General features: G+C 46.4%; 22 protein-coding genes. 9 read left to right on the plus strand and 13 right to left on the minus strand.

Annotated elements, in window-relative coordinates; genetic code table 11:
• Window positions 1-4 precede the first annotated feature (4 nt).
• Window positions 5-880, plus strand: coding sequence for a LysR family transcriptional regulator (locus CAG68_RS21515; RefSeq protein WP_047102796.1), 876 nt, complete (start codon window positions 5-7; stop codon window positions 878-880).
• A 68-nt stretch (window positions 881-948) separates the two neighbouring features.
• On the opposite strand, the gene CAG68_RS21520 is transcribed toward CAG68_RS21515, so the two are convergent.
• From CAG68_RS21520 to CAG68_RS21540, 5 genes are all read right to left on the minus strand, one after another.
• Window positions 949-1,818 carry a LysR substrate-binding domain-containing protein gene (locus tag CAG68_RS21520; RefSeq protein WP_161441637.1) on the minus strand — a complete coding sequence of 290 codons (870 nt, stop codon included), beginning with the start codon at window positions 1,816-1,818 and terminating at the stop codon, window positions 949-951.
• 200 nt (window positions 1,819-2,018) lie between these two features.
• Window positions 2,019-2,999, minus strand: a complete 981-nt coding sequence (locus CAG68_RS21525; RefSeq protein WP_161441638.1) for an outer membrane beta-barrel protein — start codon at window positions 2,997-2,999, stop codon at window positions 2,019-2,021.
• Between the two features lie 454 nt (window positions 3,000-3,453).
• Window positions 3,454-4,578: a M14 family metallopeptidase gene (locus CAG68_RS21530; RefSeq protein WP_161441639.1), complete on the minus strand. Its 1,125-nt coding sequence runs from the start codon at window positions 4,576-4,578 to the stop codon at window positions 3,454-3,456.
• A 113-nt stretch (window positions 4,579-4,691) separates the two neighbouring features.
• Window positions 4,692-6,092: an FAD-dependent oxidoreductase gene (locus CAG68_RS21535; RefSeq protein WP_161441640.1), complete on the minus strand. Its 1,401-nt coding sequence runs from the start codon at window positions 6,090-6,092 to the stop codon at window positions 4,692-4,694.
• A gap of 219 nt (window positions 6,093-6,311) precedes the next feature.
• Window positions 6,312-6,671: a DUF3316 domain-containing protein gene (locus CAG68_RS21540; RefSeq protein ID WP_017819758.1), complete on the minus strand. Its 360-nt coding sequence runs from the start codon at window positions 6,669-6,671 to the stop codon at window positions 6,312-6,314.
• 412 nt (window positions 6,672-7,083) lie between these two features.
• Here CAG68_RS21540 and CAG68_RS21545 point away from each other — a divergent pair, with 412 nt between their 5' ends.
• Window positions 7,084-8,010 (plus strand): DUF535 family protein, encoded by a 927-nt coding sequence (locus CAG68_RS21545; RefSeq protein ID WP_161441641.1) that lies wholly within the window; start codon window positions 7,084-7,086, stop codon window positions 8,008-8,010.
• A 12-nt stretch (window positions 8,011-8,022) separates the two neighbouring features.
• Window positions 8,023-8,574: an outer membrane beta-barrel protein gene (locus CAG68_RS21550; protein WP_005374044.1), complete on the plus strand. Its 552-nt coding sequence runs from the start codon at window positions 8,023-8,025 to the stop codon at window positions 8,572-8,574.
• 68 nt (window positions 8,575-8,642) lie between these two features.
• On the opposite strand, the gene CAG68_RS21555 is transcribed toward CAG68_RS21550, so the two are convergent.
• The 5 genes from CAG68_RS21555 to CAG68_RS21575 all read right to left on the minus strand — a co-directional run bounded on the left by CAG68_RS21555 (window position 8,643) and on the right by CAG68_RS21575 (window position 14,504).
• The gene (locus CAG68_RS21555) at window positions 8,643-9,548 is read right to left on the minus strand and encodes an EamA family transporter (RefSeq protein ID WP_025768027.1); all 906 of its coding nucleotides are present in this window, start codon (window positions 9,546-9,548) and stop codon (window positions 8,643-8,645) included.
• A gap of 66 nt (window positions 9,549-9,614) precedes the next feature.
• The gene (gene phnR, locus CAG68_RS21560; RefSeq protein ID WP_005374048.1) at window positions 9,615-10,319 is read right to left on the minus strand and encodes a phosphonate utilization transcriptional regulator PhnR; all 705 of its coding nucleotides are present in this window, start codon (window positions 10,317-10,319) and stop codon (window positions 9,615-9,617) included.
• A gap of 9 nt (window positions 10,320-10,328) precedes the next feature.
• A complete protein-coding gene (locus tag CAG68_RS21565; RefSeq protein WP_161441642.1) occupies window positions 10,329-12,053 on the minus strand; it encodes a putative 2-aminoethylphosphonate ABC transporter permease subunit in 1,725 nt (574 codons plus the stop codon).
• Between the two features lie 8 nt (window positions 12,054-12,061).
• Complete coding sequence (locus tag CAG68_RS21570; RefSeq protein ID WP_161441643.1) at window positions 12,062-13,168, minus strand: putative 2-aminoethylphosphonate ABC transporter ATP-binding protein; 1,107 nt, start codon at window positions 13,166-13,168, stop codon at window positions 12,062-12,064.
• 325 nt (window positions 13,169-13,493) lie between these two features.
• The gene (locus tag CAG68_RS21575; RefSeq protein WP_005384363.1) at window positions 13,494-14,504 is read right to left on the minus strand and encodes a putative 2-aminoethylphosphonate ABC transporter substrate-binding protein; all 1,011 of its coding nucleotides are present in this window, start codon (window positions 14,502-14,504) and stop codon (window positions 13,494-13,496) included.
• A gap of 266 nt (window positions 14,505-14,770) precedes the next feature.
• Between CAG68_RS21575 and phnW the strand changes: the two genes are divergently transcribed.
• From phnW to phnX, 3 genes are all read left to right on the plus strand, one after another.
• A complete protein-coding gene (phnW, locus tag CAG68_RS21580; protein ID WP_033006696.1) occupies window positions 14,771-15,874 on the plus strand; it encodes a 2-aminoethylphosphonate--pyruvate transaminase in 1,104 nt (367 codons plus the stop codon).
• A 26-nt stretch (window positions 15,875-15,900) separates the two neighbouring features.
• Window positions 15,901-17,280, plus strand: coding sequence for an aspartate aminotransferase family protein (locus CAG68_RS21585; protein ID WP_161441644.1), 1,380 nt, complete (start codon window positions 15,901-15,903; stop codon window positions 17,278-17,280).
• A gap of 89 nt (window positions 17,281-17,369) precedes the next feature.
• Window positions 17,370-18,185 carry a phosphonoacetaldehyde hydrolase gene (gene phnX / locus CAG68_RS21590; RefSeq protein WP_047516258.1) on the plus strand — a complete coding sequence of 272 codons (816 nt, stop codon included), beginning with the start codon at window positions 17,370-17,372 and terminating at the stop codon, window positions 18,183-18,185.
• A gap of 86 nt (window positions 18,186-18,271) precedes the next feature.
• Here the strand turns inward: phnX and CAG68_RS21595 are convergent, their stop codons facing one another.
• Complete coding sequence (locus CAG68_RS21595) at window positions 18,272-19,300, minus strand: LacI family DNA-binding transcriptional regulator (protein WP_054579223.1); 1,029 nt, start codon at window positions 19,298-19,300, stop codon at window positions 18,272-18,274.
• A gap of 248 nt (window positions 19,301-19,548) precedes the next feature.
• Here CAG68_RS21595 and CAG68_RS21600 point away from each other — a divergent pair, with 248 nt between their 5' ends.
• From CAG68_RS21600 to CAG68_RS21610, 3 genes are read left to right on the plus strand one after another with little or no spacing between them, the layout of a single operon-like run.
• Entirely contained in the window at window positions 19,549-19,992 is a 444-nt protein-coding gene (locus tag CAG68_RS21600; protein ID WP_005384357.1) for a PTS sugar transporter subunit IIA, read from the plus strand.
• A 59-nt stretch (window positions 19,993-20,051) separates the two neighbouring features.
• Entirely contained in the window at window positions 20,052-20,339 is a 288-nt protein-coding gene (locus tag CAG68_RS21605; RefSeq protein WP_005374080.1) for a PTS sugar transporter subunit IIB, read from the plus strand.
• A 9-nt stretch (window positions 20,340-20,348) separates the two neighbouring features.
• Entirely contained in the window at window positions 20,349-21,605 is a 1,257-nt protein-coding gene (locus tag CAG68_RS21610; RefSeq protein ID WP_005384349.1) for a PTS ascorbate transporter subunit IIC, read from the plus strand.
• A 218-nt stretch (window positions 21,606-21,823) separates the two neighbouring features.
• Here the strand turns inward: CAG68_RS21610 and CAG68_RS21615 are convergent, their stop codons facing one another.
• Entirely contained in the window at window positions 21,824-22,186 is a 363-nt protein-coding gene (locus CAG68_RS21615) for a hypothetical protein (protein WP_005384348.1), read from the minus strand.
• 9 nt (window positions 22,187-22,195) lie between these two features.
• Window positions 22,196-24,226, minus strand: coding sequence for a S8 family serine peptidase (locus tag CAG68_RS21620; protein WP_025768035.1), 2,031 nt, complete (start codon window positions 24,224-24,226; stop codon window positions 22,196-22,198).
• Window positions 24,227-24,268: the final 42 nt, after the last annotated feature.

Below are 24,268 nucleotides of genomic sequence, written 5' to 3' on the forward strand. Positions count from 1 at the left end.
ATGTATGAGCGTTAATCTGGATATTCAAAATATTTTGGTATTAAAACGGATGTATGAGTTACGTAACGTCCGGTTAGTCGCAGAATCACTCGGTAAAACGTCAGGAGCAATCAGCAAAAATCTGACAAAGATGAAAACTCAGCTCAATGATCCGCTATTCGTTCAGACCAAAAATGGCTTTGAACCAACAGCTTTTGTGGAAGCGAACATTGCGCATTTTGAGCAAATAATCAACAGTATTGATTCCATCAAACCACAGCATTTTTCACCAGCTCATTTTGACGGCTCAATCACTATTTATGCCAACACATTGTTTTGGGAGTACTTCGGTGACAAGTTTTACTTGGAGTTACTAAAGCACGCTCCAGAAGCAAAATTCTCATGTTTGCGCTGGGGTAGCGAAGCAAAAAAACGATTAATTGACGGTGAAAACGCCATTGCGATTCATTACTTTGATGAAGATCTGCCACAGTCAATTGTTCAGACCGAACTGGGGCGAGGAAAAGCGGTATTTTTTGTTCGACAAGATCATCCCGCTCAAAACTCCCAAGAGCTAGAAGAATACCCTTTTATACTTTTTAAAACGCCGGGATGGAACGACTACCGATACCCTGTGTTGGAAAGGCTCAAACATATGGGTTTTAGAACCACACCTAAAGTGGAAATTGAGCACCCAGCGATGATTCAAAAAGTGCTTCTGCAAACGAATCATTTTGGCATAACGATGAGTGGACATGTTCCTAAGGGTTGCCGAAGTATCGCGCTTCCTGCTGGGCTAGAGCTTGATGTTCGCTACGTGATGAGCTGTCGTCGCTCTCAACAGCAAGCTCCGGTAAATCAGTGGTTATTAGATGTCATTAAGCATGTCGCTCAGTCCTAGACTGATGACTTGCTACTGCTAATAATAGCCAAACCACACATGCGCTCTACTCACTCGCTGAACGAACATTAAAGACTCTGTATTAACCATTGAGCAAAGGTGTTTACGTGTGATTTTTCGGATGCTCGAACCATCATATAATGTGCACCAGAACTTGGCATATGCCAATTTCCAGCCTGGACTAATACGCCCTGTTGCAGCTCATCCTCAACAAGAAAGTCTCTTACCAGCAACACGCCAAGTTGATTAATCGCAGCATGAATAGCAAGCAATGAGTGTTCAAACTCGGCGACGACTTTGCTCACCTTCCCTTGGTAACCTTGGTGTGAAAGCCACTCTTGCCAAGATTCATGATAACCACTAGTACAGATTTTAGGCGCTTTAGCTAACTGCGAGAGGTCATTTATCGGGTTTAAATGCATAAAGCCGGGGCTTGCGACAACAATCCAGTTTTCTTGGGTTAATCGTATGGCTTCTTGCTCTTGCCAATCTCCATCTCCGTTAATAATTTCGATATCCGCAATCGCACTGGCGTTTGGAACTGTATTAGCAGTTGTCGAGACTTTAAAGGAAATGTCTGGGAATTGTCGCTGAAAATCAGCCAATCTTGGCATTAACCACTGAGAGCAAAAGCTGTGAGCGACATGTAAGTTAACTTGCGTATTCTTGGGACGAGTAAATAAATGCTGCGTCGTGGTCGATAATGTTTGAAGCACATGATTAACCACAGGCCAGTATTCTTGTGCGGAGCAGGTCAGCGTAAGGTGAGTGCCCTTACGCTCGAATAACGTCGCATTGAGCTGTGACTCTAGCGATTTCACCTGTTGGCTGACGGCCGCACGAGTCACATTTAGCTCCTCTGCGGCTTTTGTAAAACTCTGTAGTCGCGCCGTGGCTTCAAAAGCTCGGAGCAAATTGAGCGGCGGTAAACTTTGCATATCATTCTCCCAAACACTTGGCTGTCATGCTATGAACTGGTGATGACAAATTGATGAAGGTGCTGAGTTTACGTATGTTGAGCACATGTCAAAGCGTCCCGATATAACTATGTTTCTACACAACTACTTAGTTAGTTAAGCGGGATCAAAAAAGCCAGCGTGATACACGCTGGCTTTTGGAACTTTATCTTAAGCAGGAATTATTCTGCTTTTTCAGTTGTTTGGTATTCAAACGCAGGAACAACCACTTCAACACGACGGTTCATTTGACGACCTTGACGTGTCTCGTTGCTTGCCACTGGGTTAGCTTCACCCATGCCTTTCACTGTCATACGCTCAGCCGCAATACCTTTTGCTTGGAACTCGTCAGCAACGGCTTGCGCACGTTTTTCTGTGAGTTGCTTGTTGTAAGCAGCAGAACCTGTCGTATCGCTGTAACCCGTGATCTCAACTTGAGCTTGTGGGTAAGTATTCATCAAATCAACGGTACCAGAAAGGTTCGACGCGTCTTTCACTTCTGCACTTTCTAAGTCGAATTGTACTGTCGCTGTTGTTTGAGCAGGGTAAACGTGATCTACAATGCGTGTTGCAGGACGTGCTTCTACCACCTCTTCAACGGCTTTTTCTTGAACGACAGGCTCAGAGCCAAACTTGTAGTTGAAACCGATACCGAAGAAATCTGAATCCATGTCTTCAATTACATCATCAGACATATCTTGGTAGCGTTGGTATTCAGCACGTAGGCTCCAGTTGTAGTTGATTTGGTATTCAGCACCCAGAGAGCCAGTTGGTACGAAATCTTTCTCGTCACCAGCCATCATGTATGCAGCACCAACTTTCGCGAATAGATTCCAAGAATCCGTTAGCGGTAGGTTAAATTTAGGAGCAAGCGTCAACGCCCAAAGATCACCATCAACGGTGTTTAGGCCAGGCTTTTTGAAGTTTGCAGTGAAGTCACCAAGGTAATCAACACCATACTCTGCTGCAACGTACTTGTTGAAGCTGTAGCCTAAGTGCATAGATGCTGCAAAACTGTCGTCGTCACAAGGTTCGTTTAGGTAACACGCATCGTTTAGAGAGTTGTAACCTACTTTACCGCCCATGTAAGTGTCAGCAAGTGCAACGTTTGAGATCACACCACCAGCAAGTACAGTAGCCACTGCTATAGCGATTTTTTTCATTATTCTTTTCCTTTTTCTTGTACACAAAGCAACACACCGCGGCAGCATACTGCCGTAAAATATGAAGCCGTAACTTTCTCTTTTCTTCGAATAGAAATAGCTAAATAGCGTAGGAAAGAATCAAAAATGATATTCAAACGCCAATGACGTAAAACGGAAAAAGGTAACCTCAAGACCATCTATTCATGAGCTTCATCCGCATACCCAACCGAAAAATAAAGTTCGTTGCGTTGGTTTAGCCATAGTCAATTCGTTGCGGAGAATATCACAAAGAAGCCAACTTTCTGTGACACAAATCACCATAAAAAGCCACTTTCTCAAATTTAAGAATCATCATTTAAGCTTGTGAATGGCAACAAATTTTTACAGGGGAGCGTGGAGCTGGAGAGCACAAAAAAACAGCTCATTTAAATGAGCTGTTTTCGAAATAATGAAAAAGCGTTAACTCGTCGAGCTAAATTTTATCCGCTACGGTTAACGTTGCAGCTAATACATCTTGCCCAAACAAGACACTACGCTCAGGAGACCAACCATAAAGTGGATCTGGGTGATTGTTGTTATCTTTAAATGGCATTTCGATTGTGTAAGACAAGCATTTGAACTGCTCTGCAACCCAATTTGAACCCACAGTCAAATTCGCTTTACCAGGCTCATCTTTATCGTAACCAATCTCATCTTGGAACTCTGGCGTAATAGTCAATAACGCTTGCTTAAATGATGCCTCTAAAGCGGCAAGATTTTCATCGTAAGAAGGAATACCTTCTGAGCCAGCGACGAAGTTATAAGGAATCGCTTCATCGCCATGGATATCTAAAAACATGTCAACACCCGTTTCCAGCATGCGCTGACGCACAAGGTAGACTTCTGGGCTCTTTTCCATTGATGGCGTTTGCCATTCACGATTTAGGTTTACGCCTACTGCGTTGGTACGCAAGTGACCGCGAATACCACCGTCTGGGTTCATATTTGGTACGACGTAAAGCACCGCTTTTTCAAGCAATGCACGCGCAACCGTGTCGTTTTCATCTAACAGACGTTGGATCATACCTTCCATGAACCATTCCGCCATTGTCTCACCTGGGTGCTGACGTGCAATCATCCAGATTTTCTTTTTGCCTTCTTCTGGCTCACCGAAAGTAAGCAAGCTCATGTCGTTGCCGTCTAATGTGTGGCCTAGTGTTTCAAGTTGGCAGTGGTGCGCGCTTTGTGCCATGTGTAACAAGTCTAAATGACGATCGTACGTGTATGGCGCAAAGTACGCGAAGTAAATTGAGCTGCGCTCAGGGATTACAGTGAAAGTCAGCGTGTCGCCATCGAACTCTGCCGGTACTCGGAACCATTCTTCACGATCGTAAGACGCAACCACATCGTAACCTTGCCATCCTTCTGGATAAGCCGATTTAGCCAAATCAAGCAATTTGATGGTGTGTGATTGCTCGGCTTCTGTCTCAAGACGGAAGTGGAACCACTGGTAGAATTCCGACATATTGTCGTTAGGAATTTTGAGTTGGATGTCGTTTTTGTCGTCCGCTTTCACTACGTGAATGCTGCCGCTATCGAAGTTGCTGAATACTTTCATTTTATGACTCACCTTTTAAATCTGAGCTTGAAAGACAGAGGCTAACACAAGGCTTCATCGCGCCCCAATGACTTTCACTGCAAACTGTCTCGTTTGTGGCTAAAGTCTTCAGTTTAGTCAAGCTTATCCGCTTTGCCTGCTGGTCCCGCGAGTTTTGCTAGCCACTTATCCCAGATGAATGGCGTCTGCTCGTTATCTTCTGCTTCCTCTTTGCGACGTACCGCGTTGCGTACCATCATTGCTCCCGTCCAACGGAATGGCTCTGGCGGGAAATACCCCAACGGTCCTTTGGCTAAACCACTGTTCGTCCACTCGTTATCGATTCCCAATATCAATGAAGATAAGATCTTTCCGCCCATTCGAGTCTGCGCTACACCATTGCCTGAATAACCAAATCCGTAAAAGATATTGCTCTGTTTATCTAGCTCGCCGAAAAAAGGGAAACCAGTAGCAGAACGATCAGAGCCCCCCGTCCATGAATAAGCAAACTCCTCTCCTCTCAAATGAGGAAACAACTTATCGAACGACTTGCGCAGTAGACCTTGGTAGCGTGTTGGCTTGTTAAACATTGCGTCAACTTGGTTATTGAAAGAAAACTGATTGCCGCCTTTCCCCAACATCAAACGGCCATCTGGCGTATCTCGGTAATAGTGCACAAAAATACGAGAATCCAACACACTAGAACCTGCCTGCCAACCAGATAGAGGTAGTGCGTCACCAAGCGGCTTGGTGATCACCATGTCGGAAGAGACCACCACGATACTGTTTTTGAACTGTTTAAACTGCTCCACCATCCATGCATTTAATGCCAATACCACCTGCTGCGCTTGAACATTTCCTTTAGGTGTACAGACAGTGGCAGGTTTTCCATAATCTAGACGCGTCATCGGCGTGTTCTCATAAACTTCTACACCCAGATCAATAGCAACACGGCGTAACCCCCTCACTAATAATGCAGGTTGAACGCTGGCAGCAACCGGAGAGTGATAGCCTTCTATATGTCGAGGTGAACCCGCATTGGCACGCAGTTCCTCCACCGAGCAACGACGCCAACTGTTCACTTCTAATCGCTTTAACTCGTCCACAACTGGCTGCATTCCCCCAGTTTGAGCCTGATTGGTTGCAGTGTAATAAACCCCTTTCAACGATAAGTGCGCATCGATGTTGTGCTGCTGACAAAAGTCGTCAATCTCTAGCACTGCTTGTTCCGACTCTTTTACTAACCAAGCAGCATGTTCTTCACCGAATAACCGTTTCAATGTCGGAAACTTGGTAGACCAAGTCAGCATACAACCGCCGTTTGCGCCCGATGCACCACTACCACATAAGCCCTTTTCGATAACAACCACCTGTTTTTCCGGAGATTGCTGCTTAATCATAATCGCGGTCCAAAGTCCGGTGTATCCGCCACCAACAATCGCAACGTCAGTATTAATGTTCTGCTGTAACGGTTGTGGCGTTTCTGGTTGCTCAGCTTCAATTGCCTGCTTGAACCAATATGAATGATGTGTCATCGGGTATCCTCGTTAGTGCGTTACATCCATTTCCGCAAACACTTTACAAACGATGATGACAATCAACGAGCAAGAAAATCTAACCCTGAGCGATAGAAAATGTTGCACTGAGAGTGTGAAAATTTTCGCTTTCGACAAAAACAAAATGGGGAGCTCGTGGCTCCCCAAAACAAACAGCAAAAAATATTAGTGGTAAACTATTCGAGTCCGTCTTACTGGTTAGTATTTACCGGTATCACGCATGCGGTACTCGTATTGAACATTGAGAATAGGCTGGTAAACAACTTGCCCGTCACTTTGCAAGAACTCATTTACCATGACTTTTGAGTCAGTGATAGAAAACGATTGGCGATCAACATACGTTGTAAGGCTCGTAAACTCATCACGGAGTTGTCCAGATGATTTATTTTGGTAGCTTTGGATCATGTCTCGGCCCATTTCATAAGCCGCTTGTTTGCTATCCATTACGTCGCCATGGATAGTTTCGGTATCGTTTGTCCACTGATAACCACCAGCAAGAGCCATAGAAGGTGCAGCAATCAGAGCAATCGTACTTGCTAAAGTTGTTAAGCGTTTCATAAACCTCTCCTTACTTACCTTTACATCGGGCCAAAATTGGCTCGATACTTATAAGGTACGTATAAAGACCTAAAACACGTCAAAACAATTTCAAATAATGTTCAATTTTCGTTCAACTTATTTCACATTAACTTAGCAACTCAACGTCATATTCAGCCGACATTCGCATTTTCTTTCTTTTGAACAATGGGTTTCAACCTGACATTTCCTTACCAAACCATACAATACCTAAGGTCAATTTTCTCTTAGAATTCCAGCAAAAGAACAGTGTTCAAAACCTTACAAAAACGTCGGACACAGCAAAAACCACCTCTTTTCAGTCGTGCTTTGCATTCCTCCTTTTCGGGTTCTTCGCTGCTCGTCCGTCGGTTCTTAATTGTCGCTATTGAGCACAAGTTAATCTGGAGTGAAAATGACCGCGAACAAATCCATTTTTTACCATAGCAAATCGATTTACTCAGATGATTATGCTGATGTCTACAAGCCAATTTGGACCTACAGAGCTAAGTTCATCTTACGTGCGCTTTATTACAAACGTGCGTTTAAGCACCTTTCAGACAATATTGAATCGTCATTGTTAGAGTTGCTGTGTACACGTACGCATCGATTTTTAGAGAAGCCGTTTCGTCCGTATATCATCAAAAACAACTCAGCGTTCGATCGTTCTAACTTGGTGGTTGATCACTATAAAACGATTTCAGAACTGTTTTCTAAACAAACAATCGAAGAAATCTACACAGACTCGAAAGGCCTAACATTAGCCTCTTTTGAAATTGACGAAATACTGTACTCGGTGAGATTAGTATACGAAGCACGTTATCAAAAAGAAGGCGACATGAGCCTGGTGCTGCACAGCGCTGAAGATGGCAACTTCTACACGCTCTCTTTTACGCTAGGTCACATCGAATCTGGACGCAGCATTATGATTGGCGGCTTACAAGGACCGCGAAGCAGTGAAGAAAACAACGCGAAAATTAAAAAGCTAACTCGTAAGCTTTACGGACAGAGACCAAAAAGCTTGATGGTGAGCTTGCTCACTTTGCTCGCACAAATTTGGGAAGTGAACACGATTCTAGCAGTGAAAACGCAGTCCCATACTTACGCAGCTAAGCGCTACAGCAAAGGGCGAATCAAAACGGATTACGATGTACTCTGGCAAGAATTGGGCGGCACCGAATACAATCGTCATTTTTACTCAATTGATGTAAATGCACCCCGTCGAGATATCGAAGGCATGTCGCGCTCTAAGCGTTCGATGTATCGTCGCCGTTATGAATGGCTAGACAACACCAAGATCACTTTCGAACAAATATTAAAAGGCGAGCAAGCTAAAAGCTAAGGAGAAACGTTCATGCGTTATTCATTCATTACTGCTTTAGTGCTGTCGGCTTTTTCTTTGTCAGCCAATGCAGAAACCAGTGAGCACATCATAGGTACAAACATTGGCTATGGCGATGTGAACTACGATGCTCCGACAAGCAAAGAATCAGGCGACATGTTCTTAGGTGAAATATATTACCGCTACATGCCAACACATAACTTTGGTATCGAAGCAGGTTATAAAGGCGCGTTTGACGGTATCGGCTCGATACTCGTGAGTCCGATTTCAGAAGTCACCGATACGAGCTTCTCCGGACCTCGCTTGAGTGGCTATGCTAGCTATCCTCTGGGTTCAGGTTTCGAACTGTACGGCAAGGCAGGTGTCACTCTCTACACTCTCGAATACACTTATAAAGTGAATGGTCAGAGCAAGAACATCGAACACTCAAGTGTCGGAGGTGAAGCGGCTGGCGGTATCGGCTGGAGCTATAAACACTTTGGTTTGAATGCAGAATATGTGTACTCAAAAAACAGCGATTTTGACTCTAGCGGCGTGATGTTTGGTGCGCAACTGCGTTTTTAAACAAGGCTTACAAGTTAATACAAAAGGCAGCGAGAGGCTCATTCGCTGCCTTTTTTCGTGAATATAGGTCAATACGCAAGCGCGAGAATGATCCCCGCCACGATAGAAGTAACGCCAAGCCCTCGGGTGAGATACCATTTCTCAGACAGAAACCAAATCCCCATAAACAATCCAAACACAATGCTGATTTGCCTTAGTGCTACGACCAAACTCACGTTGTCGGTCATGGTCATCGCAAACAGCACCAAGCCGTAGGTGGATGCCATCATTACCCCTGCCATGCTGGCTGTTTTGCGGATCTGCCACGCTGTCTTAATCTCATCTGGCTTGTCCGTAACTAAGCACCACACAAGGGCAGGAATACCAATTGCCCAAAACTGCACGCCCAAGTAGAAGATTGCACTGTACTGATCATTCAAGATCTCTGATGCTTGTCCTGTGAGTAAACTCAGCGCTTCTTTGTCGACCACCGAGTAACCCGTTGTGCCTATTGCGGCGATCAATGCCCAGAACACACCGACATTCAAATAAGAACTCAACGTCATTTGACGAAAGTTCGTCAGTGGTACCAGCATACAACCAAGGGTAATCAGCAAGAATCCAAGCCACTGCTGACTGGATAATTCATGCCCCAATGCCACACTGATTGCGCCGACCATCATCACAGGCAGTGCCCGAGCAATCGGATAAACCACGCCCACGTCTGCGTGCTTGTAAGCGACAATCAAACCGACCAGATAGACCATTTGTGAAATGCCGCTAATGAACAGCAATCCCCAAAATTCACTCGGCAATGATGTCCAGCCAATGGTCGCCAAATACCAAATCAAATAAGGGGTAAGAATGAAACATGCAGAAAAGCTGGCCGCCATAGTAAACGCGAGCCCTGACCCAGAGTTGCTTTTTCCAAGGATATTCCAGCCCGCATGAAGAACAGCAGAAAAAACGACGAGACCAATCGCCAACAAATCCATTTCAATGTTCCTGTCTGAATAAAATAAAGGCCCCGAGATGGAGCCTTAGATGATGAGAAAATCCACTTAACGATTGAGTTCCGCCAGAGATTCAATGCTGATGGCATCGTGTCGCCAATACTCGATATCGCAATCAATCAACTCACCGTGCTGGTTATAGTTGATGCGCTCCACCACCATCGCGGGAGTGCCAGCTGTCGCGCGCAGTGCCTGAGCCATTTCACCCAACAAAGTGCTCGTTGAAATGCGGTAGCGAATCTTTTGATACGTCACGCCATAATGCTCGCGGTAAATGTCCGTCAGTGAGTTTGACAAATCATAGTCCAGCAGATTCGGAAACAGCTCTGGGCGAATATAGTTTGTTACGAATACTACAGGTCTATCTTCAAGGTATCGCACACGGTCGACTCGATACACGTCCGAGAAAGGCTGCAAGTCCAACAAGCGCGCAGCTTGTTTGTTTGCCAAGGTTCCTTTTGCTGCGACCAACTCCGTTTTTGGCACGCGATTTTGCGCTTTAGCCATGTTCGGGAAATTTAGCGTTTGGGTTGGGTCGTAACGCAATGGCTCGGGTGAGATAAACCAACCTCGGCGATCTTCGCGATAGATTCGACCTTCTGCTTCCAGCAGTGATAAAGCTTCACGCAGAGTGACGCGTGTAGTATCGAACGACTCCGCCAACTTACGCTCTGCTGGCAGTTTTTGACGCGGCGATAGCATGCCCGCTTCAATCTGTTCAACAATCGAATCTTTAATTTTTACGTATTGCACGAAGTGTCCTTATCTTTTGCGCCAAGCTTGTGTGCGATTCTCTAACAATTTACCCAAAGTCATCTGAACAATCTTCGCAATTGCGGCAGCCATCATGATCATCACAGCCATCGCTGCTGCAGCGCCAGTTTGACCTGCATCGTCCATATTCAGAATCGAGACCGAAGCCGGAATCGTATCGGTTGAGTAAAGGAATACTACCGCAGAAGTGGTGGTCAATGCATTAACAAACAAGTAAGTCGCAATGTCCAAAATCGCAGGTAAGCACACAGGTAATGTCACTTTAAAGAACAACTTGTATTGAGGAAGCTTCACCGATGCCGCCGTGGCTTCAATCTCCGATGGCAACTGCTTTAGCGCTGTCAGGGCGGTCATGTGACCCACGGTGTAGTAATGCACTACCGTGTTAATCACCAAGAATGCCATGGTGCCATAAAGCACATTCAGAGGATTGTTAGCTTCATTGAAGTAAAAGATGTAACCCAAGCCAAGCACCATACCCGGAACCGCCATTGGCACCACGCTGAGCATTTGCATCACTTGACGAATTGGACCAAACGCACGCCCTTTCTCAATGCAGTAAGCACCGACAAAGATGATGGCTGTACCAATAACCGCTGTCCAACCTGCCAGCGTTAGCGAGTTGAAGAATGGGCTCCAACCGTAGGTGCTCATTTCAGCAAAGTTGTAGTTGTTTAACGTTAGAGCTTTGTTCCAAGGCCAGAACGTAACTAACGAGCCATACACCGCCATGCCAAGCACAGCCAACACTGCGATAGAAATGATGCTGCAGTAAACCAAACAAATGCTGTCGCGCGCTTTGTTAGGTTCTGGCTGATAAGGCACCGAGCGTGTGTCAAATAAGCTCTTTTGCTTTTTCTGTACCCAGCGGTCTGCACCAAATGCCATTACCGCTGGGAATAAAAGCATGATGCTGGTCACCGCCCCCATGGCAAAGTTTTGCTGTCCCACAACTTGCTTGAAGATATCAGTCGCCAGAACGTTGTAGCTGCCACCAATCACTTTCGGCACACCAAAGTCCGTAATAACTAACGTAAAGACGACGATAAGCGTACTGATCAAACCGTATTTCGCTGCAGGTAACGTCACCATAAAGAAGGTTTTGATTGGTGAAGTTTTAAGTGCGCGGGCTGCTTCATACAAACGGGCATCTGAAGTGCGCAGCGAAGTGGTCAAAATCATCAATGCATGAGGGAAGGTCCAGAAGATCAAACCCATCGAGATACCAATCACGCCATAAATCGAGTTTCCTAACAGCATCTCTTTGGCAATGCCTTGATTACCGAAAAGGAAGATCAAACTGATCGCCGGCAACAACGAAGGCGCGAGAATCGGCGCAGTACCTAGGATTTGGAACAAACCTTTAAACGGCATGCATGAGCGAGTCAGCGCGTAGGCATAACCGAACGCAAGCACACCCACTACCGAGGTGACAATCACGCCCAAAGTGAAGGTGTTGCCCACCGACACCCACAAGCTTGAAGAGGAAAAGTACGTCGCAAAGTTTGCCAATCCGACAAATTCGCCATTGGCATTTTGCACACTCTTGGTCAACATTGCCCAAAGCGGCATTAAGATGAACAGTACCATCATGGTCGACAAACCAGCGAGCAAACCAAACAACACAAGGTTGTCGCGGCTGACACGTCCGAGCAAAGATTTTGCTTTGTCTTGCGTGGTTAGGCTATTCATCGTCATTGTCTTCGCATCCATGTTTACACCTACGCTGCTAGCGCTTTATCAACCGAGGGCACGGCGTAACCATGCAGCCCTTCTTCAGCAAACTGGATGTAACGTACATCGCCCGCTTTGATATTGAGTTTTTGAACCGTTTCCACAGGCACATCCACGACGATGGTTTTCGTTGAACTGTCGTTTTGCAATACGCAATCAATGCGGAAAAACGCCCCCAAAAACTCGGTAGCGGTAACTCGCACAGGTAAAGAGTTATTGTAGTTTTCAACGAACTTGATGCTTTCAGGACGCACCGCAAGGTCGAAGCGGTCACCACGTTGAATCTTACGATTGGTCAAGCTTGGCGCTGACATCAGGGTTTCGGCAATCCGTACTTGGGAGTCTGTTGCGGCTGAGGTTTCAATAAAGTTCATGCTGCCGACAAACTCAGCAACAAAGCGCGTTGCTGGTTGTTGGTAGATCTCTTGAGGTGTACCGACTTGCTCAATCACGCCATGGTTCATCACCACAATGCGATCCGCCATCGACAATGCTTCGTCCTGATCGTGCGTAACCATGATGGTGGTGATGCCCAGCTTACGTTGCAGCTTGCAAATCTCATCACGTAAGTGAACACGTACTTTTGCATCCAGCGCTGACAGCGGCTCATCAAGTAGCAGTAGACCCGGAGATAGCGCCAATGCACGAGCCAAAGCAACACGCTGCTGCTGACCACCAGAAAGTTGGTTAGGGAATTTCTCGCCAGAGGTTGGAAGACCAATGGTTTCTAGCCAGTAATCTACTTTCTCTAACGCTTCTTTGGTCGACATACCTTGGTTCTTCAAACCCACCGCAATGTTCTCTTGCACAGTTAGGTTCGGAAACAGCGCGTAAGATTGGAATACGATGCCGAAATCGCGCTTCTCTGGTGGTAGGAATGTGGTCTCTTGACCGTTTTGAAAAATCGCACCAGATGTTGGTAGGTCTAAACCTGCAATAGCACGTAGCAGAGTGGTTTTACCGCAGCCAGAAGGGCCAAGAAAACAAACAAACTCGCCCTTTTCAATCGCTAGCGAGATTTTCTTTAATGCAGTGAACTGTCCGAATTGCTTCACTACATTTTCGATATTTAGGTAATGTTGGTTAGTTGACATAACACACGCTCCAAATGGTATATACCAACTTTAGTTTTGGAGTGTTACGTTCCAATGACAAATTTATAGCCAGAAGATGACAAATAGATGAAGGGCGATGAGGTTTGTTTAAGTGGCAATTAGAGATTCCCGACTCACTCCTTCGTCGCTCTAGAGAATGACGTGGTAAGTGCGGATAGAAGCTCCCAACTTCCTTAAGTCCGTCATTCCAGCGAACCTAGGTGAGACTAGGAATCTACTTGCAGCAAACTCTGAAATAACAGAGAAAACAAAAAATCCACCTCAACCGAGGTGGATTTCAGCATTCAACTCAAAGCAAATTCAATTAAGATTTTGGCTCTGATTTCGCATCGAACTTCTCAGACCATGCTGCTAGAATCTCTGCACGCTTACTGCCCATTTGCGCGAAGTCCATCTTCGCCATGTTCTCTTGAACATTAGGGAAGTTAGACACAGTCGCTTTCACTTCTTTATGTGCAACCACCGGATACATTTCTACGTAAAGCTCGTTTGCCGCTTTAGAGATTGACCAGTCGACAACACGTTTCGCTGCATCCGACTCTTTTACTAGACCAACGGCTTCTGATTCCCAACCGATGCCTTTTGGTGTGATCACCGCTAGTGGCGCGCCTTGTGTTTTCAACTTCGCGCCGCGGCTTGCCATCGAAATACCGATAGCCACTTCACCCATGCCCGCTTGAACACATGGCTTAGAGCCAGAGTGCGTGTAGTGTGCAATGTTCTTGTCTAGGTCACGCATGTAGTTCCATGCCTGATCTTCACCCATGTTTTGTAGCCACGCAGAAACCTGCATGTAGCCAGTGCCTGAAGACGCTGGGTTAGGCATTGCAATGTGACCTTTGTAAACCGGCTTTGTTAGGTCTTCCCAGGACGTTGGTTTCGGTAGGTTAAGTTGTTTCGCAACCGCTTCGTTGAAACAAACTGCGTTAAAGAACGCATCGTTACCGAACCAAGCTTGGTTTGATTGAGGGTCGTTTAGGTTCGCATGCAGCTCTTCCAAACCTTTTGGTGTGTAAGGCTTAAGAAGACCTTCATCTTTAAGCAGTGCCATTGACGAGCCAGCCAGACCCCAAACCACTTCTGCTTGAGGGTTATTCTTTTCTGCCAGCAATTTCGCCGTCATGATACCTGTTGAATCACGAACCCACTTAATCTTGATATCTGGGTTATCTTTCTCAAACGCAGACTTGTATTTAGCAAGAATGTCAGTTTCGAAAGCGGTGTAAACCGTGACTTCCTGTGCTGCCATTGCATTCGTAGCTAGCAGAGAGACAAGTGCAGCCAGCGATCCTTTCATCAAACGGTTTTTCATCATTTTCTCCAGTTAATTTGGCAAAGTTTTCATTTGGTCTGTACCAGTTGACGATATACACCCTACTGAGCCTTTGTGACGAAATCATGACCATTAAATGGCAGTTTTACGAAAATTTGCGATGAATAATCGTTCAATTGATCCGCCATTTTCTGGATATTAAAGTTTTATGAAATTGGACATTCGCCTATTTACTGCCCTTTTCTTCCTCGCTAGAGTTAACTCGAAATTTGGTGTAGACCAATTAGCCTATTCTGATGGAAATCGAGATGAAAAACGAATACCTACTACTGACTCCAGGTCCTCTATCTACTTCTGAAACGGTACGTGAAGCCATGCTAAAAGACTGGTGTACTTGGGATGACGAATACAACAAAGACATCGTAGAAGTGATCCGCACTAAGCTTGTGAAACTGGCGACGGAGCAAGACGGCTACACCAGCGTACTAATGCAAGGTAGCGGCACCGCATCAGTAGAAGCAACGATTGGCAGTGCCATTGGCAAAGATGGAAAATTGTTGGTTGTCGACAACGGCGCTTACGGTGCGCGTATCGCTCAGATCGCTGATTACCTAAATATTCCATGCCATGTAGTTTCCCCAGGCGAAACATCACAGCCACACTTGAACGAGGTTGAAACTGCATTGGCATCGGATCCTACAATCACACACGTGGCGATTGTTCACTGCGAGACAACCACTGGCATGCTTAACCCAATTGAGGCATTTGCTTCTGCGGCAAAAGCACACGGTAAAGTCGTGATTCTCGATGCCATGTCGAGCTTTGGTGGCATTCCTATCGATATTGCAGAATTAGGCATCGATTTTATGATCAGCTCTGCAAACAAATGTATTCAAGGTGTTCCGGGCTTTGGCTTTGTGATTGCGAAACAAACTGAGCTAGAAAAGTGCCAAGGTCAGGCACGTTCTTTGAGCCTTGATCTTTACGACCAGTGGCACTGCATGGAAGTGAACCACGGTAAATGGCGTTTTACGTCTCCAACGCACACGGTTCGCGCTTTCTATCAAGCATTGTTAGAACTGGAACAAGAAGGCGGCATTGAGGCTCGTCATAACCGTTACCAAACTAACCAGAAAACACTGGTTGCAGGTATGCGCTCTTTGGGGTTTGAGCCACTACTGAGTGATGACCTTCACTCGCCAATCATCACTTCTTTCTACTCTCCGACGCACAGTGATTACCAATTCAAAGCGTTCTACACACGTTTGAAAGAGCAAGGTTTTGTGATTTATCCGGGTAAGGTATCGAACGCAGATTGCTTCCGTATCGGCAACATTGGCGAAGTTTACCCAGCAGATATCGAGCGCTTAATCGGTGCGATTGAAAAAGCAATGTACTGGCAAGTTGCGTAAAGCAGCCTTCTGATTGAGAGAGCGTTATGACTCAGAATATCAAACCGACCCATTTCCGTAGCGAAGGCGATGTCAACACGACGCCAGCGCGCCAAGCTTGGAATGCATCGATGGATGACGAACGCACGCAAGCATTATTGAAGCGTGATTCGGAGGTCTTTCTTCACCAAGCCATGTCAACGCCTTGCTTAGATACCTTGGAAGCAGCAAAAGGCATCTACATCCAAGATGCTACCGGCAAAAAGTACATGGATTTCCATGGCAATAACGTCCACCAGTTGGGCTATGGTCATCCGCATGTGATTAAACGTGTGCAAGAGCAAATTGCCAAACTGCCGTTTTCACCACGTCGTTTTACCAACGAGACCGCAATTGAATGTGCCGAAAAGCTCACCCAAATCTGTGGCGGCGAATTGAACCGCGTGCTGTTTGCTCCGGGTGGCACATCTGCGGTTGGCATGGCACTTAAACTAGCGCGCCACATCACGGGCAACTACAAGGTGGTGTCTCTGTGGGATTCCTTCCACGGCGCATCGTTGGATGCCATCTCAGTGGGCGGCGAAGCGTGTTTCCGCCAAGGTATGGGACCATTAATGGCAGGTGTTGAGCGCATCCCACCAGCCGTATCTTACCGTGGTGCTTTCCCAGTCGCGGACGGCAGCGATGTGCATTACGCCGATTACCTCGAATACGTGATTGAGAAAGAAGGCGGCGTGGGCGCGTTTATCGCAGAAGCAGTTCGTAATACCGACGTACAAGTGCCGAGCAAAGCCTACTGGAAACGCATTCGAGAAATCTGTGACAAACACAATGTCATGTTGATCATCGACGACATCCCGAATGGCATGGGTCGCAGCGGTGAATGGTTTACCTACCAAGCCTACGACATCGAGCCAGATATGCTCTGCATCGGTAAAGGTTTGGGTGGTGGCTTAGTGCCTATCGCAGCCATGGTAACCAAAGACAAATACAACACCGCCGAGCAAATCTCCATGGGCCATTACACTCATGAGAAAAGCCCTATCGGTTGTGCTGCAGCACTGGCAACCATGGAAGCTATTGAGCAAGACGGCTTGCTAGATAAAGCCAAAGCTGACAGCCAGTTCATGCGTGAAAAGCTGCTAGAGATGAAAGCTAAGTACCCAGTGATTGGTGATGTGCGTGGCATCGGCATGTTATGGGGTATTGAGTTGGTCACTGACCACGAAAGCAAAGCGCGCGCCTATGACGAAGCAGAAGCCGTGCTGTACCAATGCCTCAATAACGGCGTGAGCTTCAAGGTATCGCAAGGCAATGTGATTCAACTCAGCCCACCGCTGATCATCACTCGCGAACAACTGACAGAAGCGTTGGCGATCTTCGAAGAAGCCATCGCCAAAGTGTGTAAAGACTTTAACTACATTTAGGGTCGATAGACCTCAACAAAAACCAATTTATCCAGAGCGCGGTTCCAACGTGTAGGCAGCGCTCTGGCAAGCAAGAAAAAGGATTGAACATGAGCAACTCACCAATTCAAGCAGTGATCTTTGACTGGGCTGGCACTATCGTCGATTTCGGCTCTTTTGCACCAACCAGCATCTTTGTGGAAGCGTTCAAACAAGGCTTTGACTTTGAAATCGACCTAGAAGAAGCGCGCGAACCAATGGGCCTTGGTAAGTGGGATCACATCCAAGCTGTGGGTCGTATCCCTGCGGTTGATAAGCGTTGGAATGAGAAATTTGGTCGCTCAATGACCAGCGAAGACATCGATGCAATCTACGCAGCATTTATGCCTTTGCAAAAAGCAAAAGTGGCGGACCATGCAGAGCCAATTCTCAATGCAATTGAAGTTGTGAATGGTCTGAAAGACAAAGGTATCAAGATCGGTTCTTGTTCTGGTTACCCTCGCGAAGTGATGGACGTATTGATTCCAGTTGCAGCGGATTACGGTTACAAGCCAGATTACGTAGTAGCAACGGATGACCTACCGCAAGGTGGTCGCCCTGCACCATTTATGGCACTGAAAAACGTGATTGAGCTGAATGTTACCGACGTTAATGCGTGTATCAAAGTGGATGACGCCGCACCGGGTATCGACGAAGGTCACAACGCCGGTATGTGGACCGTTGGCTTGCTGCTTTCTGGTAACGAAGCAGGTCTAACGTTTGAAGAATACCAAGCTGCGGACGGAGCAACACTTAATGCTGCTCGTGAAAAAGCACGTGCAAAATTGCTCAAGAGCTCGCCGCATTACCTAATTGACACCATTGCTGACTTCCCAGAAGTGGTTGCAGATATCGAACGTCGCCTAGCAGCAGGTGAGCGTCCTTAGCCGACAGTCACTATTCTCACGCATAAAAAAACCTCTCAACATCGAGAGGTTTTTTGTATCACGTATTAGTTTCTAACCAAATGAGGTTAGTTGATCGCAGTACTCGCTCGGCGTTTTAGCTTAAAGCCCATATCCGTTGCATGCTCTACAGGCTCACCTTTAATGGCTTGCAGTAACTTGTCTGCAGCTTTCGTCCCCATGCGTTCGTAGTCGAATTCCGCACAGGTCAAACTTGGATAGGCGTGCTCACCCATGGAAGAACCTTCCAAACAGATAATCGCAATGTCGGTCGGGACTTTCAGCACTCGGCGGTGACACTCAAACAACGCGCCAATCGCAATCTCTTCATGGCTACATACCAAAGCATTCAAACTTGAATCGCGCAGCAATAGCTTTGCCAACCCTTCCGCACCCAATTGTGAAGATGGTGCTTCGTGCGTGGTTAAGAAATGATCCGGCGTAAGATAGTTCTCAATCATCGCGCTTTGCCAGCCGTGTAGCTTACGTTGCAAAGTGGAGTGATCGCCACGCGCACCAATGAAGCCCACGTTCTTGAAGCCTTGTTCAATCACATGCTTGGTACAGGCTTTACCCACCTCAAAATGGTCAACGCCGATATTGAGATAACTGGCTTTCGAACTTAACTCTGCAATTTCCAATACTGGCGTGTTCGAGGCTTCCAAAAGCTGATTGGTTCGCTGGCTGTGTTCATTACCAAACAACACCACTCCCGCTGGGCGGCTCTCAAGAAATGTCGAAAGCAGTTTCTCTTCTTGCTCTACCGAGTAATCACTGTAGCCAAGCAGCAACTGATAACCCGCTTTGTTCAACGCTTGTTGAAAGCTCGGTAAGAAAAGCGCGCACGCTTTTTCAAACAGGGAAGGAATGATAAGAGCGATGGAGTAACTTTCAGCAGACGCCAAAGCCCCTGCCGCTTTATTCGGGATATAGCCGAGCTCATCAACCACTTGTTGAATCTTTTCTCTCAGCTTGTCAGATACTAGCTCGGGCGTTCGTAATGCTCTCGACACCGTCATGGTGCCTACGCCGGCTTTTTTAGCGACGTCCGCCAAGGTGACATTGCCAGTACTTCTTCGTTTGCGAGGTTCGCTCATTGTTTTTATTTAGTGTTCTCTATTTTCTGCCGCGACATCTTACCACAGCGTTTTAGTGGTTTTGATATTAGCGCATTAGAAGTCGATCACAAGCATATGAAACTCGGATGACTGATAAAAATGGTAGCGCTATCACAATTTATGATAGCGCTATCAGATAGCGCTACCATTTGTGATCATTCTCAGGTTTTTCTGACAAATTGATCGATAAAGTACCCATCAACAAAACAACAAACCGGAAAGATCCAATGCTACGTGAACTGATTACCTCTGATGTGATTCGCATCCATTCTGATGCTACTGACTGGAAAGATGCGGTGAGTAAATCCTGTGAAGCACTGATTGAAAATGGCGCGATTGAGCCAAGCTACGTGGACGCTATTTACCGCTCACACGAAGAGCTCGGTCCTTACTACGTGGTAGGTCCTGGTATGGCAATGCCACACGCTCGCCCTGAAGATGGCGTTAACCGTTTGTCTCTTGCCATCACAGTGATTCAAAACGGCGTGAACTTCGATTCTGAAGGTAACGACCCAGTGAAAATGCTGGTTACGCTAGCCGCGACAGACAGTAACTCGCACGTGGATGCGATTTCTAAACTGGCTGAGTTGTTTATGAATGAAGAGCATGTAGAAGCCATCTGCACCGCTCAAAACACACAAGATGTTCTCGCGATCATCGAAAAATACTAACTCCTGATGTGCCCTTAAAAAATGGGCATACACCCCTATAAAAAGAAAAGGTCTGAATTATGAAAATTATGGTTGTTTGCGGTCACGGTCTTGGTACTAGCCTAATGATGGAAATGAGCATCAAAGGCATCGTGAAAGAATTGAATGTAAACGCAGAAGTGGATCATATCGATCTAGGTTCTGCAAAAGGTACGGATTGCGACATATTCATCGGTACTAACGACATCGTTGAACAGTTGAACGCACTTGGCGTTGAACCACGCATCGTTGCGCTTGATAACATGGTCGACAAAGTGGCAATGAAAGAGCGTCTATCTGTAGCACTTCAAGAGCTTGGCGCTCTATAAGGTGGCGTTATGGAATTTTTCAGTTTCTTAATGAACGATGTCCTATCAGAGCCAGCGGTTCTGGTAGGTCTTATCGCCCTAATCGGCTTAATTGCCCAGAAAAAACCGGTCACCGAGTGCATTAAAGGCACGGTAAAAACCATTCTTGGTTTCATTGTGCTTGGCGCGGGTGCGGGTCTGGTTGTAACTTCTCTGGGTGACTTTGCGACGATTTTCCAACACGCGTTCGGCATCACTGGCGTGGTTCCAAACAACGAAGCTATCGTCTCTATCGCGCAAGAAGCGTTTGGTAAAGAGATGGCGATGATCATGTTCTTCGGTATGTTAGTGAACATCTTGATCGCTCGCTTCACGCCATGGAAATTCATCTTCCTAACAGGTCACCACACGCTATTTATGTCGATGATGGTAGCGGCGATCCTTGCTTCTAGCGGCATGAAAGGTGTTCCACTGATCGCGCTTGGCTCTCTGGTTGTGGGCTCTGTGATGGTGTTCTTCCCTGCGATTGCTCACAAGTACATGAAGCAAGTAACAGGTTCTGACGACGTTGCGATTGGTCACTTCTCTACCCTTTCTTACGTACTAGCGGGCTTTATTGGCAGCAAGTTCGGTAACAAAGAACACTCTACTGAAGAGATGAACGTACCTAAGAGCTTGTTGTTCCTACGTGATACGCCTGTAGCAATCTCGTTCACCATGGGCATCATCTTTATGGTGACGTGTATCTTTGCTGGCGGTGACTTTGTACGCGAAGTTAGCGGTGGTAAGCACTGGTTCATGTTCGCGCTGATGCAATCCATCACATTCGCCGGTGGTGTGTACGTTATCCTTCAAGGTGTACGTATGGTTATCGCAGAAATCGTTCCGGCGTTTAAAGGCATCTCAGACAAACTAGTACCAAACGCGAAACCTGCGCTTGATTGTCCGGTTGTATTCCCATACGCACCAAACGCAGTATTGGTTGGCTTCCTATCGAGCTTTGCGGCGGGTCTTTTGGGTATGTTCCTACTTTACGTGATGGGGCTTACTGTGATTATCCCTGGTGTCGTTCCACACTTCTTTGTAGGTGCAGCGGCAGGTGTATTTGGTAACGCTACAGGTGGTCGTCGCGGTGCAATCTTGGGTGCTTTTGCACAAGGTCTACTGATTACCTTCCTACCAGTATTCCTAATGCCAGTACTGGGTGACCTAGGCTTTGCTAACACGACCTTTAGTGACGCAGACTTCGGCGCTGTTGGTATCCTACTGGGTCTGATTGTTCGCTAAGTAGTTAGTCTGAATATAACTAGCTGATAACTGACTTGATTGATGCGCGAATAGGCTCATCGGCATCAATCTTCAAGAATATCTCGTCATAGCAAACGACTGGCTTTAGAAGAAACCAGTCATAAAAAATAATCATAGAAAACAATCGTAGAAAGAAAACAAACGCCCCTCACGTGAGGGGCGTTTTTCTTTTTGGCACTATCTTAAGGAGGTTTGGCTTATTGAAGCGTATTTCCGTTAGATAGCAGCTTTCTTGTCGGCTCTTGCTCAGTGTATTCGACCGCATCGTGATCCGCGAGCTTATCGACTTCCGCCTGTTCACCCACCACAATCAACACATGTTGTTTCACCAGAGCATCGACCACTTCAATGTTGTGCTGACGAAGAAGCGCTCTCACTTCGCTCTCTTTTCCTTCATGATACTTAACAAAGTAACGTGCAGGTTGCTGCTCGGCTTGATCTTGGCGTTCATCCACGAGAGGAAATCCTTGATTGTTTGCCAAGCTGCTTGAGCTCAGTCCGATTGCCAATAGTGCGGTAGCGCCTACCGCAGACAAAGAAAGTAAGGTCAACTTCTTCATAGCCACTCCTTATTGAAAGGTCAGAGTCCAACTGTTGATGGTGCCTGTGTCTCTTCTGGCACTGTCCACCGCTTTTAGTTCCCATGTACCTTGCGATTCAAAACCAGAAAAATCCGCTTGGAACGTGTTTTTTATATCGTTAGCGCTGCCGCCAGTATTATTGTGAAGTACAACTTCTCCACCAGTCGGTGACGTTAAAGTCACTCGTAGATCACCGATGTAAGTGTGGCTAATATCAACGTCAATACTTACTGTGCCTGAATCACCAGAGCGATCGACTTCTACTGCACTGATTGCGCCAGAAGATTTATTATCTGGAATCGCAACAGGGCTGGTATTTGAGAAGCTAGAGTCCGAAGAGCTACCACCATCAGGTCCATTACAGCCAGCGTCCAAGAACAGCTTCGCCGCTTCAGCATTAACTAGGCCGTGGCCCGTACGGTTGTCTCGACCAGCAACATCAATATCTGTTGCAGTTTTCACTAGGGCATTACGTACTTGCGCTGCGGTACAGGTTGGGTGGTAACTCCACACCAAGCCAGCTACGCCCGTTACGTGCGGTGTCGCCATTGATGTACCATTGTAGTACTCGTAATCTTCACCAGAGGTTGTTGCAACAGTAATTTCCTGACCAACATACCCCAACAGCTCTTGACCAAATGCACGATCAACCGTTACCGAAACCATACGATAAGCGTTGTTTGTGTCTACCAAGAATGGGTTTTGTAAACCAGGTAGTTCAGAGTTGCTGTATACGATTGCAGCTCGCGCACCCGCATTGTAACAAGCCTGAACCGCATCCACTTCAGGGTAGTTTCCTGAAGACTGGTTGCCAATGCGCTCAGTCAAACAAATTTTGCCCGACATATCACCACAGTTAAAGTTACCGCCAGATACATCACAGCTATCTAGCGTTGCCGTTACTGAACCCGCGATTGGATCCGGAACATACGAAGAACCGTTATTGATCAAACGATTGTGAGGAACAATCCCACGATCAAACTGACTTACACCATTCAAGGTAATATCAGAAAGTTTACCTTCACCTACCGTAACCGTTGATAAGATCGCCACACCCGGGCCTGAGATCTCAACTTGATTAGTAGATTGTGAGAACGCCGCATGATCATTTTGATTATCAACAGCCGCAACAGACATCACTGAGTCATAAGAAGCTGGATAGCTGTGCGCTGTATTGCCATCATTACCCGCAGCGGCGATCAATAGAACGCCTTGATCGTAAATATTTTGCAGTGCATTTTGCTCAGTTCGGCTTGATTGACTACCACCAAGGCTCATGTTCACAACGTTAGCACCATTATCGGCACAGGTCTGGATTGCTTTAACAAGCCCAGATGAGTAACCCCAACCCGATTCGTTAAATACTTTCACGATGTGCAAATTAACATTCTGGTTTGGCATCACACCCTTTACACCTTCGGTGTTGGCAATCGCAGCAATCGTACCCGCGACGTGAGTACCGTGGGCATTGTTGTTACCCGGATCACTCCATGATCCCGTACCACTATCGTTAGTACCAGCAACGCGGTTACCGCTTAGGTCGTTGTGCGAAATGTCGTACCCTGAATCGATAATACATACAGTGCGATTACCCGCATTGAAGTCAGCTAGCAGTTGAGCATTAACCGCTTCATATCCCCATGGGGTCGTTTCGCTGAGCAAATAGCGAGGTGGATCGACTTCCACGTATTCCACATCACTACGATTGCGAAGCGGCTCTAAGTCATCGCCATCCAATTCAACGCTGTAAATGGCGCGATTACCCAGTTTTTCCACCTTACGTGCCTTCACCTGTTCTAGAACAGACTCCTGCGCGATTCGTGGCCCCCAGAATGAGTTACCACCCATTGAAGAACGGCTGACTGCATCTTCTTTGAATTTGACGATGTACTTCGTCGGTAACTTAGATTCATCAAATCCCATTGGTGGAGCCGCAAACGCTGACATCGAAGTGGTCAGTGCTATTGCTACGGCAGACAACGAAAATAAGCCTTGTTTTTTACTTGTTGTGTAGTGCATTTGCCCTATTCCTTATTTGAGCTAATTTTTATTCACTATATT

Source organism: Vibrio sp. V42_P2S4T144 (assembly GCF_009904715.1).
GTDB classification, from domain to species: domain Bacteria; phylum Pseudomonadota; class Gammaproteobacteria; order Enterobacterales; family Vibrionaceae; genus Vibrio; species Vibrio alginolyticus.

Bases quoted from the DNA above. Each gene is read 5' to 3' on its own strand.
- CAG68_RS21515 (WP_047102796.1), top strand. From the start codon at position 5: ATGAGCGTTAATCTGGATATTCAAAATATTTTGGTATTAAAACGGATG.
- CAG68_RS21520 (WP_161441637.1), bottom strand. From the start codon at position 1,818: ATGCAAAGTTTACCGCCGCTCAATTTGCTCCGAGCTTTTGAAGCCACG.
- CAG68_RS21525 (WP_161441638.1), bottom strand. From the start codon at position 2,999: ATGAAAAAAATCGCTATAGCAGTGGCTACTGTACTTGCTGGTGGTGTG.
- CAG68_RS21530 (WP_161441639.1), bottom strand. From the start codon at position 4,578: ATGAAAGTATTCAGCAACTTCGATAGCGGCAGCATTCACGTAGTGAAA.
- CAG68_RS21535 (WP_161441640.1), bottom strand. From the start codon at position 6,092: ATGACACATCATTCATATTGGTTCAAGCAGGCAATTGAAGCTGAGCAA.
- CAG68_RS21540 (WP_017819758.1), bottom strand. From the start codon at position 6,671: ATGAAACGCTTAACAACTTTAGCAAGTACGATTGCTCTGATTGCTGCA.
- CAG68_RS21545 (WP_161441641.1), top strand. From the start codon at position 7,084: ATGACCGCGAACAAATCCATTTTTTACCATAGCAAATCGATTTACTCA.
- CAG68_RS21550 (WP_005374044.1), top strand. From the start codon at position 8,023: ATGCGTTATTCATTCATTACTGCTTTAGTGCTGTCGGCTTTTTCTTTG.
- CAG68_RS21555 (WP_025768027.1), bottom strand. From the start codon at position 9,548: ATGGATTTGTTGGCGATTGGTCTCGTCGTTTTTTCTGCTGTTCTTCAT.
- CAG68_RS21565 (WP_161441642.1), bottom strand. From the start codon at position 12,053: ATGGATGCGAAGACAATGACGATGAATAGCCTAACCACGCAAGACAAA.
- CAG68_RS21570 (WP_161441643.1), bottom strand. From the start codon at position 13,168: ATGTCAACTAACCAACATTACCTAAATATCGAAAATGTAGTGAAGCAA.
- CAG68_RS21575 (WP_005384363.1), bottom strand. From the start codon at position 14,504: ATGATGAAAAACCGTTTGATGAAAGGATCGCTGGCTGCACTTGTCTCT.
- phnW (WP_033006696.1), top strand. From the start codon at position 14,771: ATGAAAAACGAATACCTACTACTGACTCCAGGTCCTCTATCTACTTCT.
- CAG68_RS21585 (WP_161441644.1), top strand. From the start codon at position 15,901: ATGACTCAGAATATCAAACCGACCCATTTCCGTAGCGAAGGCGATGTC.
- phnX (WP_047516258.1), top strand. From the start codon at position 17,370: ATGAGCAACTCACCAATTCAAGCAGTGATCTTTGACTGGGCTGGCACT.
- CAG68_RS21595 (WP_054579223.1), bottom strand. From the start codon at position 19,300: ATGAGCGAACCTCGCAAACGAAGAAGTACTGGCAATGTCACCTTGGCG.
- CAG68_RS21600 (WP_005384357.1), top strand. From the start codon at position 19,549: ATGCTACGTGAACTGATTACCTCTGATGTGATTCGCATCCATTCTGAT.
- CAG68_RS21605 (WP_005374080.1), top strand. From the start codon at position 20,052: ATGAAAATTATGGTTGTTTGCGGTCACGGTCTTGGTACTAGCCTAATG.
- CAG68_RS21610 (WP_005384349.1), top strand. From the start codon at position 20,349: ATGGAATTTTTCAGTTTCTTAATGAACGATGTCCTATCAGAGCCAGCG.
- CAG68_RS21615 (WP_005384348.1), bottom strand. From the start codon at position 22,186: ATGAAGAAGTTGACCTTACTTTCTTTGTCTGCGGTAGGCGCTACCGCA.
- CAG68_RS21620 (WP_025768035.1), bottom strand. From the start codon at position 24,226: ATGCACTACACAACAAGTAAAAAACAAGGCTTATTTTCGTTGTCTGCC.